13 protein-coding genes and 1 tRNA gene are annotated in these 15,897 nt (G+C 56.0%); 5 read left to right on the forward strand and 9 right to left on the reverse strand.

From position 1 onward, the window contains the following. Window positions 1–6: 6 nt before the first annotated feature. The 8 genes from ACVDG4_RS03405 to ACVDG4_RS03440 all read right to left on the reverse strand — a co-directional run bounded on the left by ACVDG4_RS03405 (window position 7) and on the right by ACVDG4_RS03440 (window position 7,086). Window positions 7–354 (reverse strand): hypothetical protein, encoded by a 348-nt coding sequence (locus ACVDG4_RS03405; RefSeq protein ID WP_133947401.1) that lies wholly within the window; start codon window positions 352–354, stop codon window positions 7–9. Between the two features lie 311 nt (window positions 355–665). Then, complete coding sequence (locus tag ACVDG4_RS03410) at window positions 666–1,196, reverse strand: regulatory protein RecX (protein WP_447234016.1); 531 nt, start codon at window positions 1,194–1,196, stop codon at window positions 666–668. After that, a complete protein-coding gene (locus ACVDG4_RS03415) occupies window positions 1,186–2,028 on the reverse strand; it encodes an MBL fold metallo-hydrolase (protein WP_447234017.1) in 843 nt (280 codons plus the stop codon). Before ACVDG4_RS03415 ends, ACVDG4_RS03410 begins: the two co-directional genes overlap by 11 nt. Beyond that, on the reverse strand, window positions 2,025–2,837 hold the full coding sequence (locus tag ACVDG4_RS03420; protein WP_447234018.1) for a TatD family hydrolase: 813 nt from the start codon (window positions 2,835–2,837) through the stop codon (window positions 2,025–2,027). Before ACVDG4_RS03420 ends, ACVDG4_RS03415 begins: the two co-directional genes overlap by 4 nt. A gap of 90 nt (window positions 2,838–2,927) precedes the next feature. Next, window positions 2,928–3,995, reverse strand: a complete 1,068-nt coding sequence (locus ACVDG4_RS03425) for a DNA polymerase III subunit delta' (protein ID WP_447234019.1) — start codon at window positions 3,993–3,995, stop codon at window positions 2,928–2,930. 2 nt (window positions 3,996–3,997) lie between these two features. Continuing rightward, complete coding sequence (gene tmk, locus ACVDG4_RS03430; RefSeq protein ID WP_447234020.1) at window positions 3,998–4,672, reverse strand: dTMP kinase; 675 nt, start codon at window positions 4,670–4,672, stop codon at window positions 3,998–4,000. A gap of 85 nt (window positions 4,673–4,757) precedes the next feature. Further along, a complete protein-coding gene (locus ACVDG4_RS03435) occupies window positions 4,758–5,879 on the reverse strand; it encodes a D-alanyl-D-alanine carboxypeptidase family protein (protein WP_447234021.1) in 1,122 nt (373 codons plus the stop codon). A 106-nt stretch (window positions 5,880–5,985) separates the two neighbouring features. Continuing rightward, window positions 5,986–7,086: a septal ring lytic transglycosylase RlpA family protein gene (locus ACVDG4_RS03440; protein WP_447234022.1), complete on the reverse strand. Its 1,101-nt coding sequence runs from the start codon at window positions 7,084–7,086 to the stop codon at window positions 5,986–5,988. A gap of 784 nt (window positions 7,087–7,870) precedes the next feature. Between ACVDG4_RS03440 and ACVDG4_RS03445 the strand changes: the two genes are divergently transcribed. Further along, window positions 7,871–7,960 (forward strand) — tRNA-Ser (locus ACVDG4_RS03445). A gap of 50 nt (window positions 7,961–8,010) precedes the next feature. Here ACVDG4_RS03445 and fumC read toward each other — a convergent pair. Next, on the reverse strand, window positions 8,011–9,408 hold the full coding sequence (fumC, locus tag ACVDG4_RS03450; protein ID WP_447234023.1) for a class II fumarate hydratase: 1,398 nt from the start codon (window positions 9,406–9,408) through the stop codon (window positions 8,011–8,013). A gap of 279 nt (window positions 9,409–9,687) precedes the next feature. Here fumC and ACVDG4_RS03455 point away from each other — a divergent pair, with 279 nt between their 5' ends. From ACVDG4_RS03455 to ACVDG4_RS03470, 4 genes are all read left to right on the forward strand, one after another. Continuing rightward, window positions 9,688–11,301 carry an FAD-dependent oxidoreductase gene (locus ACVDG4_RS03455; RefSeq protein WP_447235079.1) on the forward strand — a complete coding sequence of 538 codons (1,614 nt, stop codon included), beginning with the start codon at window positions 9,688–9,690 and terminating at the stop codon, window positions 11,299–11,301. Between the two features lie 30 nt (window positions 11,302–11,331). Next, window positions 11,332–13,212, forward strand: a complete 1,881-nt coding sequence (locus ACVDG4_RS03460; protein WP_447234024.1) for a sensor histidine kinase — start codon at window positions 11,332–11,334, stop codon at window positions 13,210–13,212. Continuing rightward, window positions 13,209–14,552, forward strand: coding sequence for a sigma-54-dependent transcriptional regulator (locus ACVDG4_RS03465; RefSeq protein WP_447234025.1), 1,344 nt, complete (start codon window positions 13,209–13,211; stop codon window positions 14,550–14,552). Before ACVDG4_RS03460 ends, ACVDG4_RS03465 begins: the two co-directional genes overlap by 4 nt. 259 nt (window positions 14,553–14,811) lie before the next feature. After that, window positions 14,812–15,801: a TAXI family TRAP transporter solute-binding subunit gene (locus tag ACVDG4_RS03470; RefSeq protein ID WP_286183631.1), complete on the forward strand. Its 990-nt coding sequence runs from the start codon at window positions 14,812–14,814 to the stop codon at window positions 15,799–15,801. The last annotated feature ends 96 nt before the right edge of the window (window positions 15,802–15,897 follow it).

A 15,897-nucleotide genomic window follows, 5' to 3' on the forward strand; every position in this document is an offset into this window, starting at 1 on the left:
TCCAAACTAGTCGACTACCCGGAAACGAACACCTTCGGAACTGATATACCGATTGTCACCAAGACGCTTGAAGCTGACACAGCTTGTGCCTTTTGCCGGGCCTCTTGGAAATGTCGAGCAGATCTGGTTTCCGCGCGCCCGCCAAGTTCCATCGACCGATCCGAGCAGCGCCTTGGCAGATACGACTCCGCCGGGCATATAACGCATCGTGACCCGCATGCCGAACCGGTGCGTGATAATCGTCTTGTTCAACATCTCGTTCTGGATTTCGCGCGCTGTCAGCGTGTTTGCAACGGCCGTTTGAGGCAGCGAACCCAACAGCAGCAGGGCAACCAAAAGCGATCTTATCATCATGACCATTCCATCCAATGTCGTGGTGTGATTGAAAGATATGGTCTGGTTACGCAAGAAAACGGTGTGCGGACCATTCAGCATAATTTGCAAGAGCGTATGTGGAGGGATCTGCATCCATTAGCACATCAGTTCAGCAACATCGTAGTAAAATACGCATAATCAATATTATGGAACATTTAATATAGCCACAGAAACAGCGGAGTTACGGTCCAACGGGACACTTTGAAACGTAAATTCTCATCGTGTGATATCGACACTGGTTTGCAGTCATCACCTCCGCATCGCACATTGAAACAAACCACGCTCAGGATCTAAGCGCAGAGAACGTCCAGGTCTGCGTCAATGATCTGACGAGCGGTCTCGTAATCAAAACCAGCGCGGCACATCGCGGCGATGTCTTTTAAGCGCCGGTCATCCCGTTTGGCCTGATCACGGAACGGTCCGAACCGTCGGCGCTTTGCATAAGCGATCGCGGCTGTTCGATCTTCCGACGTGTCTTCGGCCATAACAGCTTCGATAATATGTGCTGGAACGCCTTTGGCCCGAAGCTGTGCTTCGATCTTCTTCTTCGATTGGCCCTTGCGCCTAAGGCTCGCCAGTTTCATCTCTGCAAATCCACGGTCATTGACCATGCCATTGCGGACGCATTTTGAGACGATGCCTTCGATGAGATCGCGGTAATCATCCGCCACCAAATCGAGCGCATGACACGCGCGGGAGACCTTGCGCTCAAGCACTTTTCGCAAATTGGCCTCCGTGCTCGCGTACCGCTCAAGATAATGAACGGCAGACCGGGTCAATCGGTCTTCTGTCGGGAGTTTGTATCGCCGTTCAGCCGGCATCCGCCGCGATCCTGGGCATGGTTTCCGCCAATGCACCGTCGATCAGAACTTGAAGACCATCAAAAGCCGGCTCGATGCCATCCGGCAGCTCAGCTTTCAGCGTTTCATAATCCAAATCGTTGTGAAGATTGGTGAAAATCGCTTTTTTGGGCGCAAGGTCCTTTGTCCAGCTGAGCGCGTCGTCCAAATTGAAATGGCTGGGGTGCGGATTGCGGCGCAAACAATCCAAAATTAGCAGATCCAACCCGGTCAATAGATCAAAGCTTTCAGGGGTAATATCTGAAACATCAGGCACATAAGCTGAGTTTCCAATCCGAAATCCAAGGGCATTGATTTCGCCGTGGGTAACTTCTATCGGTAAAAACTCAATCTCACCGCCAGGACCGTCGATCACAACCGGCATTCCCGCTGTCATACCATGCCGATCGAGAATGGGCGGATAACTGGACCCCTTAGGCGTTTCAAAACAATAGCCGAAAGCGGCCATTGCCTTGTCGAATGTCGGAGTATCCATGTAGACCGGGATCCGCCGCCGATCACGGACCATGAATGCCCTCAGATCATCAATCCCGTGAAGATGGTCGGCATGCGCGTGGGTATAAAGCACGGCATCCATTCGTTGAACATCAGCATCAAGAAGCTGATCGCGCAGATCTGGGCCGGTGTCTATCAACACCGTTGTGCAGCCGTTATCCCCAAACTTTTCCACAAGCAGTGAACAACGCCGCCGCCGGTTCTTTGCCTCCTTAGGATCGCATTTTCCCCAATCGTTCCCAATCCGTGGAACACCGCCGGAGGACCCGCAGCCGAGGATCGTCAGCCGTACACTCATGCTGCGCCCGCTACTTCGTTGGAAACACTTTCCGGTTTCGGTACCTTTTTGAAAAGCCGGAAGAAATTCTCTGTGGTCTGTCGGGCGATTTCTTCTTCGCTCACACCGCGAACCTCCGCCAAAACGGCCGCTGTCATCGCAGTGTAAGCTGGCTCATTGCGCTTGCCGCGTCTTGGTTGGGGGGCAAGGTAAGGGGCGTCGGTTTCCACAAGCAACCGATCGGCCGGCAGCTCCCGGGCGATGTCGCGCAACACCTCGGACTTTTTAAACGTCAGGATGCCGGAGAACGACACGTAGAGACCGAGTTCAATGCCGGTGAGGGCAAGATCGCGACCGGACGAGAAACAGTGCAGCAAGGCAGGGAAGGCCCCCTTCCCCATTTCCTCGCGCAGGATCGCCGCCATGTCGTCATCCGCATCGCGGGAATGAATGACCAAAGGCAAACCAGTCTGCCTCGCTGCCTCGATATGGATCCGCAGGCCTTCTGCCTGAGCGTCCCGCGGCGCCTTGTCATAAAAGTAATCGAGCCCGGCCTCACCAATGGCGACGACCTTCGGATGTTCAGCCAGTTTGACGATCTCTTCCACCGGGATACCGCGCTCGGCACCGGCATTGTGCGGATGAGTGCCAACGGAACAGAAAACCTCAGGGTAGGATTCGGCAATGGCGCGTACCTGATCGAACTTTCGGATATGGGTGCAGATCGTCACCATCAACTCAACGCCCGCATCTTTTGCCCGGGCGATGAGCTCGTCACGTTCGCCTTCAAAGTCTGGAAAATCGAGGTGGCAGTGGCTGTCAACAATCATGGAATGCCGTTCTGAACGTTTCAGGTGGTGTTTTCAAAAAGGTACATACGGGTCTGGTGATCGAAAAACCAGACATCAAATTTACGCAAGTTATGTCCGCACGGACCGGAGATTCAAAAAGAAATCCAGAACAACCTGTTTGCGGTCGAGATTAAGCGCATCAGACTCTGCAATTGCTTTTTGTGTGCCTTCCCAGAGTTTCACATAGGCAAAGGCGGCGCCCGTGCCGGCTGTAATCGACCGGCGCATTTGACCATGCAGCCAGGTTTCAGCCACGTGCTGAAAGCTTTCCCAATTGTCTGTTTGACCGCGGGCGGCAACCAGATCGGACAAGGCATGAAGCGCTTTCAAATCCATCTGACTGCCGGCTTCTGCGAGTTTTCTCGTGCCCTGGGCGATCGCTAAACCATCGCCCGCCAAGAGCGTCAATGCTGCTCTTAAACTGCCATCGGCGGTCTGGGCGATTTCAGATAGTCCACTGGCATCGGGGATCGCATGTCCGGCAAGATCGCGCAGACCGTTGGCAATGTCGGCTTCAGAGAGCGGCGCCAAATCCACCCGGCGACATCTGGACCTGATGGTGGGGAGCAATCGGCCCGGCGCATGGCTCAAGACAAGGAACAAACACCGTTCAGGTGGCTCTTCAAGTATCTTCAATAACGCATTGGCAGAGCTTGCATTCATATCATCGGCAGCATCAACGATACAGACCCGCCAGGCCCGCGCGGATGCGGTTGTTCCGAAGAAGCTGACGGTTCGGCGAACCTCATCAACTGGAAGATCGGCTTTGAACCGTTTGCCCTTGTCATCCCAGGGCCTGCGCAAGTGCAAGATGTTCGGATGCCCGCCTGCAGCGACCTGCCGGACGACAGGATGGTCTTCGGCAACACTGAGATCGTGAACCATCGCTGCTTGCGGTCCGAACCGGTCCGGATTGGCCAGAACAAACTTGGCGAAACGAAATGCTAGTGTCGCCTTGCCGATACCCTTCGGCCCGCCCAGGATCCAGGCGTGGTGCAGCCGCTCTGAGCGGTAAGCGTCCAGAAGGCTGGTCTCCGTCTCACCATGACCAATCAGAACGTTGCGCTGGTGCGGCAGTGGGATACCCGGCAGGGCATCGACCTCTGGAGTTTCAACAGGTTCGTTTCTGCGCGCCAAAGTCAGTCGGCCTCCTGCGCCAGGGTGTCAGTGCTCAGCTGATCCTGAAAGGCAGCCTCGACTGCGGATTGAATGGATGCGCTGACAGTCTCCAAATCCTTCGATCCATCGATGACGGCAAAGCGGTAAGATTCTTCCGTTGCCAAATCCAGAAACCGCTTCCGGCGGCCTTCGTGGACACGAAGAGCCTCGCCCTCGAAGCGGTCCGGCCCACCGCTTGTGTCTGTCTTCGCGCGTTCCTGCACCCGAGCCAGGCCGAGTTCCGCCGGCACATCAATCAGGATTGTGAGTTCCGGCCGGACACCGGCCACGGCTGCGGTTTCCAAATGCCTCAAATAGTTCAGATCTACGCCCGCTTCCCCCTGATATACCAACGTGGAGTCAGAATAGCGGTCGCACAGGACCCAGTCGCCACGCTCCAGCGCTGGTTTGATCAACGTGTCCACATGATCTGCACGCGCTGCAGCAAAGAGCATGGCTTCGCCGCGTGGCCCAAGATCACGGGCTTCGCCGGACAGGAGCATGGCGCGGATTTTTTCAGCACCCGGCGACCCACCTGGCTCACGCGTAACGATGACCGTCTTACCCAGGCTTTCCAGAAAAGTCTTCAACCGGGCAATTTGGGTGGACTTGCCAGCCCCCTCACCGCCTTCAAAACTGATAAAGTGTCCCTGCACCTGGTTCCGGCCCTGTTTTCTTTTTCCGCTGATTGCCTTGCCGGGCCGAACGGGGGTTTGTCAACCGGCGGGTTTCAGGATTTTATTATCCGATCCAGCCAAACAAAAGTTCCTGCACGCTGTCCAGCGCCTTGCCGACAAGTCCGCCTTCCGGAACGGATGCGCCGGTAACGAGCGGTGCCCTATGAACCACGCCGTCCTGTCCGATTACCTGAAGTTCTCCGGCAGGGGCGCCAGCTGCAATCGGGGCAACGAGTGGCCCTTGATACACAACGCGCAGCCGGTATTCCAGGGTTCCGCCGCGCGGCAGAAATACATCAATATCTGCTTCAGATATTAGTGGGACAGTGCCGTCGACACCACCAAAAACACGGCCTTCGGCCACCATTTCTCCGGCTGGAAAGACGGTTTTAACGGCATAAAATTCCCAGGTTCCCTCGAAGATTTCTTTCAAGGCGGCCAGGCGGTGATTGTCTGATGTCAGGCCAGCAACTGCGGCTATGATCCGGCGGCCATTGCGGTCAATGGATCCAAGGCCGGAAAAACCGTCTTCCGAATGTGCGCCGCCGCCAAGTCCATCAAGATTGCGGATTTCCCCAAGAAGCGGGTTCTTGTTGCGCTGGAAGATGTTGTTCCAAGTGAATTCGGGGATTGCGAACATCGTATACCGGTCGGGATGCTCTTCCACGATGTATTCGCCAAGACGCACCTGATCACGCACCGTCGTCGTGCTGACGGCCTCTTCGTATCCTGTTGGATTTCCAAAGCTGCTGTTCGCCATACCGATTTCGGCAGCGAGCGTATTCATGCGGTCCGCAAAGGCGGCCTCGGAGCCGTCCAAACACTCAGCCAGAATGATCGCAGAGTCGTTGCCGTTATGAACCAAAAGACCCTTCAGCAGGTCCTCGACGGATATCTCTGACTTGATTGCGGCGAACATGGTAGCCCCCCGGCCAGACGGAGCACCGCCTGTCCGCCATGCGTGTTCGCTTACAGTGCACAGTTGATCCGGCGTCAGTTCGCCATCCGACAACGCCTGAAAAACCGTCGCCGCGGTCATGACCTTGACCAGAGCCCCGGGCGCGAAGGGAACGTCAGCATTCTTCGCGAACAAAACTGTGCCGGATGCTGGTTCATAAAGGAGCGCTTTCGGCGCCTTCGTGGTGAGCTGCTCGGCATGAACGCTGACAAGAGCAAACAAAGACACCAAAACCGCGGCAGAGCACCTTGTAAGGGCGGACAAGCAGTTCGGTTTCAGGTTTGGGATATGCGGCATGCGGCTGAAGATACGTCGCATCATCAGCCCCGATCACTCAATCCAGAGCTGCCTGGCGAGCAAGCAACTTCAAGGACAAACCGGATCCGGACGCAAAGGTGAGCATTTCATGGGCATCCGACACACGTTGGTTCGCCATGTAGGAAGAGATAGCACTTCCTGGGGTCAGACCCTGCTCAGCCGGTACGGTCAACGTGCCAAGCACGCCGCTTTCCGGCGCATAGGCTGCCGGTTGCGGCTCAAACCGATTGTTGGCTGCCACCTGAACATTGCTGGAGCCAGCTTCGAAGGCGATAGCCGGATCAAACGCGGCTGCAATCGTGGTTCCAGGTGTTGCCACGGACGCAAGCGTTGCAGACGGCCTGTATGGCCGCGGTGGCGGGGCTTGTGTCGGACCAACAACAAGGCGCGGAGCATTTTGGGCAATCAAAGTGCCCGGACGGCTGGTGCCGGGCTGAACAGCGCCTGGACCGTTATACGACGCCATCAGGTAGGTTTCATCCTGGCCATGAAGCGGCGCGCGGCCGACATACTCGACCTTGACCTTGGCAACACCGGCACTTTTGGTGTCCAGCATGTTGGCGACCCGCTCAGACAGATCAATGATGCGGTTGCCGTGGAATGGCCCCCTGTCATTGACCCGCACAATCATGGACCGGCCGTTGTTCATGTTGGTGACACGGGCGTAGGACGGCAGCGGCATGGTGGTGTGCGCAGCTGTCAGTGCGTTGCGGTCAAAGACCTCACCGTTCGCGGTTTTACGGCCATGGAACGTCGGCCCGTACCAGGATGCCAGCCCAACATTTTTATAGTTCGGCTCGTGTTTTGGGTAATACCACTTGCCGGCAATCTTGTATTTCTTGCCAACGACGTAGCGACCGCCACCTTTGGGAACAGGCTTTCCGGCGGCAACCACTTTCGGGCTGCCTTTAACGCCATACTTTTTCGGGCTGAATTTCGCTTTTTCTTGTGGCACGGATCCGCAGGCGGCGACAAATCCGGCGGCGGCTGCAACCATCAAAATGGTGCGCACTTGCCGCATCACAGAACCCGTTCGGTCATTTCGTGAAGAAACAATGCCAGTGTCTTCGATAGACTTGTCATCCGAGCGCCAAGTCTGCCCGCCGATCCCATGCATCCCGCCATCCTACTCACAACGCGCTGGCAGCCCCTGAGCTCACGCGACTATTGATCCGGTCGTCCGGCAACCGGTTTCAAAGGTGTGCCCGGCAACTTGCCGGAATTTTAGACGCACTGCCCCCGCGATGCATCCCTAACCACACGCCATGTAACGGCAAACGTCTTACTTCAAAGTAAACCGCCCGTCGACCCTGCAATAACGCTGAACGCATGCCGGAGGAACCTTTCCACCGGTTCGTTTGACGGAAAAGCAATGCCGCGAACCCTAAGTGCCTGCAAAGGCGACATGAATTATATGGATCTTCAAGCGGTATAGGTTGTTGCTCAAAGGTCACGGGCTCAGACTTATCGCCAAATGGACAGGATGTGACACACATCACAACGTGCATTCGGGCTGCCTCGTAAGGTGTGTTCATTGCTGGTGACCGCCCTGTCACAAGCAATGCTGGACCCACCTCCAGCTTAAGGCCGCCGGTTCGACCCCTGCCCACGACACTGGACCGGCGGCCCCTTCGACCCTCCCGGGTGTTGGTCTTTAGATGGTTGCCTCACAGCCCCCCATCCAGGCCGCCATTTCAATCAACGCCCGGGACGGTCCAAACTGTCTTAGTTTTGCTTTACGAACGCGTGTTTCGGCCCGGCACAAAGTGCGCGGACAATGGCAGTCGATGGACAGTCTTGTGGGCAATCACCCCGAATTCTGATTTCCCTGCTTGACTTTGAAGGCAAGACCGGAGAAACGGGTGCTCTCGCATGAGCCTTTCAGGCTTTTGCTCTGCGCCGGAGGGGTGGCAGAGTGGTCGATTGCAACGGTCTTGAAAACCGTCGAGCGTGCAAGCGTTCCGTGGGTTCGAATCCCACCCCCTCCGCCACTCTCTTTAATTATGATTGCGACTAGGTCGGCCGAGGCAGCCGATATCTGTCAAACGCTCGAGCCGATCATCTTTTCAGGGCGCACAAGTGCGTCAAATTCTGTTTCCGTTACATAGCCAAGATTGAGCGCTTCTTCGCGCAAGGATGTGCCGTTCTTGTGAGCTGTCTTGGCGATTTCCGTGGCCTTGTCATAGCCAATCGCGGGAGCGAGCGCGGTTACCAGCATCAAGGACCGTTCCATAAGGCGGGTGATATTATCCTCATTTGCCTTTATGCCGGACACGCATCGGTCTGCGAAGCTGATAGAGGCATCGGCCAGCAACTTGACCGACTGCAACATCGCATGTGCCATCACGGGCTTGTAGACGTTCAGCTCAAAGTGCCCCTGGCTTCCGGCGAACGAAATCGTTGACTGGTTACCGTGAACCTGTGCGCACACCATGGTCACGGCCTCGCACTGGGTCGGATTGACTTTGCCCGGCATGATGGAGGAGCCGGGTTCATTTTCCGGTAACGCCAGCTCGCCAAGCCCTGACCGCGGTCCAGACCCCAAAAACCGGATGTCATTGGCGATCTTAAACAGGGATACCGCGACCGTATTGAGCGCACCATGTGCGTAGACATAGGCATCATGCGCTGCAAGCGCCTCGAACTTGTTGGATGCGGTTCGAAACGGAAGACCGGTAATCGCGGCCACTTCGGCGGCGAATGCAGTGTCGAAGCCTTTTTTCGTGTTAAGGCCTGTTCCGACGGCCGTTCCTCCTTGCGCCAGCACATACAGCCCGTTGAGCCCTTCGGTGACACGCTCCATTCCAAGAGCAATTTGGGCGGCGTACCCGCCGAACTCCTGGCCGAGGGTCAATGGCGTTGCATCCTGGGTGTGGGTTCGGCCGATTTTGACGATATGCGCCCATTCTTCAGACTTTTTCTCAAGAGCGGACTTCAAATGCGCAAGTGCGGGAAGAAGCTTTTCTTTGATTTCCGTGGCTGCGGAAATATGCATGGCAGTTGGAAAGGTGTCGTTTGAAGACTGGCTCATGTTGCAGTGATCATTTGGGTGCACTGGTGTTTTTGAGCCGACAACACCGCCAAGCTGCTCAATTGCGCGGTTTGCAATCACCTCATTTGCATTCATGTTGGTCTGGGTGCCCGAGCCCGTCTGCCAGACGACAAGAGGGAAATGATCGTCCAGCTTTCCGGCGGCGACTTCCGACGCCGCCTGTTCAATCGCATCCGCAAGTTTGGGATCAAGCTTTCCTTGAGCCGCATTCACACGGGCAGCCGCCTGCTTGATGACACCCAGCGCATGGATGAGAGGACGTGGCATCGTCTCCCCGCCGATCGGAAAATTGATCAAGGAGCGGGCTGTTTGGGCGCCGTAGTACTTGTCTGCGGGTATCTCCAGTGCCCCAAAAGAGTCTGTTTCGGTCCGGACATTGTGAGACATGTTCACCTCGTTCATCGCAACTGCCTGTTGGGTTTAGTTGGTCTCGCTGTTGAACAGTTTCCAGAGACTGCGCAAAATATGGTTTTGGGGTGTGTGTCGGACGACGTTCGACTCAGATCCAGTTTATGGCGACAACCAGTGGCTCACACGCACAGAAATTTTCGGGTACCAGAAATCCAATGACAACCACTGATAGCCGTTCTGCATATTGAAAGGTTTCTCTTCGGGGGGTAGTGCTGAATGCACGCCACTCCCGAGCTTCAATCGAAGGACCTGAATATGGAAAGCTTTGCTGGTGACTTGAGGGAAATGGCTCGAACGCCTCTTCACCAAAGCCATGTCCAGGCAATCCGGGATCTGGGAACGGAAGTCCGCTTTGATGCGGGCACAATGATCGCCGAAGTTGGCGACCCAATGGACCGGTTTCTTTATATCCTGGAAGGGCGCGTCGAGATAATCGACACCTACACGCGGGAGGCTTACCTGCCGTCATCGCTTGGACCGGATCAATTCATTGGAGAAATTACGTTTTTAAATGGCGGGGCTTATACGCTGCCGCTGCGCGCCAAGGAAGACACGGTCTTAATCTCGGTCTCCCGAAAAGACATGCTTGCGGCCATGTCACGAATACCCGAGATGTCGGACATCATCATTTCGGTTTTTGCCGCGCGCCGGCGCCGCCAGGTTGAAGAGCACGACACGTCGTTGAAGCTAGTCGGTGCAGATGTTGACCGCGATGTGAGACGGATTGCGGAATTTGCGGCGCGGAACAAGATCGCGTTTCAAATGATTGATCTCGGGTCTGAAGACGCGGATGAAATCGCGCAGAGCTGCAAGCTCAGCGGCCGGCAGCCGGCCGTTGTCTTTGGCAAAAACCGGGTTGTCGACCAACCCACACCTGCCAAGGTGGCAAAACTCTTGGGTCTGGCGCAACACTTTGAATGCCATGAAACCGTAGATGTTCTTATCGTCGGTGGCGGACCGGCAGGCGTTGCAGCTGCCGTATATGCAGGAGCGGAAGGACTTTCTGCGGTGCTTGTCGAGGATCTGGCCATTGGGGGGCAAGCTGGGACGTCCAGCCGGATTGAGAACTACATGGGCTTTCCGACCGGGATCTCCGGGTCTGATCTCGTTTGGCGGGGCGAAGTGCAAGCGCTCAAGTTCGGCACACGATTTCTGCGGCCCCGGCGGGCGGAGAAACTGGAACGGCGGGCCGATGGGACATTCTGTGTAACTTTGGACAATGGCAAGGAAATTTGTGCCAAGGCTGTTGTCGTTGCATCCGGTGTCCAGTATCGCCGCTTACCGCTCAACCGGTTGGAAGAATTTGAAGGCACCGGTATCTATTATGCCGCAACGGACATGGAGGCCCGCTATTGCCGCGGCGCTGATGTGGTCGTGGTGGGAGGCGGCAACTCCGCCGGGCAAGCCGCGATGTATCTGTCCAGAGCAGCGTGCCATGTCCATATGTTAATCAGGGGCGGCAGTCTGGCGGAATCCATGTCGGACTATCTTCTTTCAAGGCTCGAAGCTGACCAGTCTGTAACAATTCACTACAAGTCCCAGATCAAGGCGCTGGAAGGAAACGACTTGCTGGAAAAAGTCGTGATCGACCGGAACGGCGAGGACTGGAACCTGGATTGTCCCGCTGTATTCATCATGGTGGGTGCGGCCCCCAACACAGACTGGCTGTCGGAAACCTGCGATCTGGATGAACGCGGCTTCGTGCTTACAGGCGATAAAGTTGGCGAACAATCGCAATATGCAACATCGTGTCCTGGTTTATTTGCCGTTGGTGATGTTCGAGCCGGCTCGGTAAAACGTGTTGCTTCGGCCGTTGGTGAAGGATCTGTTGTGATTTCCCACGTATGGCAACATGTGCAAGGTAATTGAAGCGTAGGCCTTTTTTGGAAAGTTCTTGGAATGCCAAGACGACAGTCGAAACTGTTCAAGATAACATCCGGCCGTGTTCTCGCTGGGTTCGTGCTGCTGTCCGCGATCGTTGCCGTGTTGTCGGAACCCGTCATTGAGACGTATTTTCAAAAACAGGCTGGCCTGCGGGGACAAGCAACCCTGAAACTGACTGTCGAAGGGTTGAAAGGCGCGTTGCAGCGCTATGAACCCCTGCCCTCGCTGATTGCCGAGCGCCCGAGCTTAGTGGCACTCCTGAAGTCTCCCACAGACCCTGGACTTTTAAAGCGGGTCAACGAAGACCTTCGTCTGTCCGCGTACCGGCTGAAAGCTTCAGATGTCTATGTGATGGATGTGTCCGGCATGACGCTCGCTGCCAGCAGCTATCAAAAGGAACTGTCGTTTGTAGGGCGGAGCTTTGCTTACCGGCCCTACTTTACGCAGGCACTTGAAGGCGGAACCGGCCGCTTTTTCGCGCTTGGTACAACATCCGGGGAACGTGGGTATTTCTTCGCGGCTCCAATTGAAGACAATGAGCGTGTCATAGGCGTGGTCGCCGTCAAGTTTACAGTTGATGGGTTTGAACAAGCCTGGCGCAACGCAGATCATCAGATCATCGTGTCTGACCTGCGCGGTGTCGTCTTCATGGCGAGCCGGCCGGATTGGCATTTCCGCACCCTACGTCCGCTGACAAGAACCGAAATCGCTGAAATTCAGGCGAACCGGCAATACCCGGCGGATGGGCTTCTTCCCCTTGTCAACACGGTAAAGCCACTCACGGAGGATCTCAATCTCATCAAGATTGAGGATGAACCAAGTGGCTACCGCTATATCAGCAGCTCGGAATACATCTCTGACGCCGGGTGGAATGTACGGATCCTGGTTTCCGCCACCAGAGCAAGAACACAGGCCTTTGCGGCGGTTTTGATCCTTGTCCTCGGGATCATGCTGATTGGATTGGCCGTCGCCTTTTATATCCAGCGGCGCGCGCAACTTCTTGAACGGCTGCTGACCCAGCAGGCAGCACAGGAACAGCTCGAAGTCCGGGTGGAAGAACGGACCGCTGATCTCAACCGGACGAATGCACAGCTTTTGGAAGAAGTTGCCGAACGAAAGGCAGCTGAAACCAGGCTGCGGAAAACCCAGACAGAATTGGTGCAAGCGGGTAAGCTGGCAGCGCTTGGTCAGATGTCCGCAGCGCTCAGCCATGAGTTCAACCAACCGCTTGCCGCGGTAAAGTCTTACGCGGAAAACGCTTTGAAGCTTCTTGAAAGGAACAGGACACCTGAAACCCGGGAAAACATCAGCCGTATCTCTGAAATGACAGATCGGATGGCGTCAATCTCGAAGCATTTGCGCAACTTTGCACGCCGTCCGATGGAAAAGGTCCGGCCGGTCCCTCTGGTACAGATCGTTAATGACGCGATTGGTCTCCTTCAACCAAGGCTGCGGGGGAGCGGCGCCAAGCTCAATTTCGCTCAGCCGGATGAAGAGGTCTGGGTCATGGGCGGACATATCCGCCTGCAACAGGTTGTGGTCAATCTCCTGACGAATGCACTTGATGCCATGAAAGATCGGCAACCCGTCCAAATCGATATTGGCCTTCGAACAGATGCCGACACTTGTGTACTGTCGGTCCGGGATTACGGCGCCGGGGTTTCGGAAGAGGAAATGGGCCAGGTTTTTGATCCCTTTTTTACAACTAAGCAGCCGGGCGAAGGCATGGGGTTGGGCCTTTCAATTTCATACAACATCGTCAAGGATTTCGGAGGAACGCTCCGGGTTTCCAATCATGATGAGGGCGGCGCCGTGTTTTCGATTGATCTCCTTCTGGCTGACGAGACCGCCAACGAAAACCAGGAAATCCGCGCGCAGGAAACAGCCGCCGAATGAGTGCTCAAAAAATACTCTTTGTCGATGACGAAGAACATCTGCGTTTCACCGCCAAACAAAGCCTGGAGCTGGAAGGCCTTGAGGTTGAGTGTTTCCCCAATGCCGACCAAGTGCTGCAGCACGTAACACGCGACTTTCGCGGTATTCTCGTGACCGACATTCGTTTACCGGGAACTGATGGGCTGACTTTGATGCGCAAGGTCTTGGAAATCGATCCGAGTTTTCCGGTTATTCTGGTGACCGGCCACGGCGATGTCGAACTCGCCGTCAGCTCGATGCGTGACGGAGCCTATGATTTCATTGAAAAGCCGTTCCCCCCGAGCCGCCTGGTCGAAACCGTGCGCCGCGCACTGGACAAACGCCGTTTGACCGTCGAAGTCCGGTCGCTTCGCCGGGAGGTTGGCGCGCGGGATGCCGTCGAAGGGGTTTTGCACGGTCGCAGCCCGGTTATGCGCGCCTTGAGAGATCAAGTTAGCGCTGTTGCGGCTGCCGATGTGGATCTGTTGATTACTGGCGATACCGGTGTCGGCAAGGAAGTCGCCAGCCGGGCAATCCACGAAGCCAGTTCGCGTGCATCCATGCCGTTTGTTCACATCAATTGCGGTGCGCTTCCTGCAAATCTTGTTGAAAGCGAACTTTTCGGCCATGAGGCAGGAGCCTTCCAGGGAGCCATGCGGGCCCGAACCGGGCGCTTTGAGGCCGCCCGCGGCGGGACGGTTCTTCTGGATGAGATCGACAGTCTGTCACTCCCGCTGCAGACAAAACTCCTGCATGCCATCCAAAACCGGGTGGTCACACGGCTCGGGTCAAATGAACCGGTGGAATTGGATGTCCGTTTCATCGCAGCCACAAAAAAGGATCTTGTTGCGGAAGCGGCCGCCGACCGATTCCGGTCCGATCTCCTCTACCGGCTCAATGTTGTGACGGTTACCGTGCCACCTCTCAGTGCACGCCGGGAAGATATCCCGCTCCTGTTTTCAAAACTGGTTTCGGACGCTGCAACCCGCTTCAAGCGGGAGCTACCCGAGATACCGGATAGTGTTTTGGCCAAAGTCGTCAGTCAGGACTGGCCAGGAAATGTTCGCGAACTGCGCAACGCCGCTGACCGATTTGTTCTGGGGCTCGCCTCTGGCATTGATCACGACGGCGATGAACACAAAGACCTCAGTCTTGCTGATCACATGGCCCAACATGAAAAGGCTTTGATCGCGGCAACGCTTGCGGCCCATGGTGGCAGCATCAAGGAGACTTATGAGGCGCTCAAGATTTCTAGAAAGGCGCTTTATGAGAAGATGCAAAAATACGATCTCTCCCGGAAAGCCTATTCTGAAGAAATCTAAATTCTGAACTGCCCCCCAAGATGTGTCACCTAATCGGGACACGACTTGACCGCTTTGTCACCGTCTCCACCCAAATACCCCCTTCCCCAACGACAAACTTCATTTCTTGGGGCGCGGAAGCTTGCCTTTTTATCCGTTCGCACTTGATTACAGGGCGGCACGCTTTGGGAGGAGCGCCGGTCCAGTTCAATTTGGTCAGCAGGAATCCGCAAAAACTCCGTGCCCGTTCCGCTCGGAACAATAATCTTTGGAGGAACTCATGAAATTCACCATGATCACTGGCGCGGTTGCAATCGCAGCTATGACCGCAACGTCCGCTTTTGCTCAGGATGAGGATCGCACCGGCTGGCCGGAAAGCTTCACCGTTGGCACCGCGTCTCAGGGCGGCACCTACTTCGCTTACGGTTCTGGCTGGGCAAACCTGGTTGCAGAAGAACTCGGCATTTCCGGCGGCGGTGAAGTTACCGGCGGCCCGATGCAGAACATGGCCCTGGTTCACACCGGTGACGCACAGTTCGGCATGACCACCATGGGTCCGGCAGCAGAATCGCTCGGCGGCACCAACCCGATCGCACCGGGCCTGCAGATGACCAACGCCTGCGCAATGTTCCCGATGTATCAGACCCCGTTCTCAATCACGGCTCTGTCTTCCTCCGGTATCACGTCTATTGCGGACATTCCGGATGGCGCAAAGATCGGCTTCGGCCCGGCGGGTTCCACGTCCGACACCTATTTCCCGCGCATGATGGAAGAGCTTGGCGTGAACTTTGAGCGCCGCAACGGCGGCTGGTCTGACCTTGGCGGCCAGCTTCAGGATGGTCTTCTGGACGTGATTGCATTCGCAGCAGGCGTTCCGGTTCCGGCCGTCAGCCAGCTCGAAGTCCAAACCGACATCAACATCATCGAGTTCACCGAAGAAGAGCGTGCGAAGATCCTGGAAGCCTTCCCGGTTTCAGAGTTCGCAATTGCTTCTGACACCTACACGACTTTGGAAAACGACGCGCGTTCAGTGTCCATGTGGAACTTCGCTGTCGCCAACTGCGACCTGCCGGCGTCCTTCGTCAAGGCAGCAGTCAACGTCGTCATGTCCGACAACGACCGTATGGTGAACATCCACAAGGCCGCACGTTCAACGCTGCCTGAGAACTGGACCAAGAACACCGTTCTGAAGTGGCACCCAGGTGCAGCTGAGTGGTTCACGGAAAATGCTGGTGCCGACATTCCGGCCGACATGATCCACGGCAACTAAGACCGTCTTCACAAAAACCAAAGGAGGGCCGCGGGACTTGCGCGGCCCTTACTTCAACGACAAGATAAACTCTGGCTGACGCAGCTGGAGGCGCGG

Source organism: Roseibium sp. MB-4 (assembly GCF_053005265.1).

Excerpts from the sequence above, each read along its gene's own strand:
- ACVDG4_RS03465 (WP_447234025.1), top strand. The coding sequence starts at position 13,209 with ATGAGTGCTCAAAAAATACTCTTTGTCGATGACGAAGAACATCTGCGT.
- ACVDG4_RS03460 (WP_447234024.1), top strand. The coding sequence starts at position 11,332 with ATGCCAAGACGACAGTCGAAACTGTTCAAGATAACATCCGGCCGTGTT.
- ACVDG4_RS03440 (WP_447234022.1), bottom strand. The coding sequence starts at position 7,086 with ATGCATGGGATCGGCGGGCAGACTTGGCGCTCGGATGACAAGTCTATC.
- ACVDG4_RS03410 (WP_447234016.1), bottom strand. The coding sequence starts at position 1,196 with ATGCCGGCTGAACGGCGATACAAACTCCCGACAGAAGACCGATTGACC.
- ACVDG4_RS03455 (WP_447235079.1), top strand. The coding sequence starts at position 9,688 with ATGGAAAGCTTTGCTGGTGACTTGAGGGAAATGGCTCGAACGCCTCTT.
- ACVDG4_RS03405 (WP_133947401.1), bottom strand. The coding sequence starts at position 354 with ATGATGATAAGATCGCTTTTGGTTGCCCTGCTGCTGTTGGGTTCGCTG.
- fumC (WP_447234023.1), bottom strand. The coding sequence starts at position 9,408 with ATGTCTCACAATGTCCGGACCGAAACAGACTCTTTTGGGGCACTGGAG.
- ACVDG4_RS03420 (WP_447234018.1), bottom strand. The coding sequence starts at position 2,837 with ATGATTGTTGACAGCCACTGCCACCTCGATTTTCCAGACTTTGAAGGC.
- ACVDG4_RS03415 (WP_447234017.1), bottom strand. The coding sequence starts at position 2,028 with ATGAGTGTACGGCTGACGATCCTCGGCTGCGGGTCCTCCGGCGGTGTT.
- ACVDG4_RS03470 (WP_286183631.1), top strand. The coding sequence starts at position 14,812 with ATGAAATTCACCATGATCACTGGCGCGGTTGCAATCGCAGCTATGACC.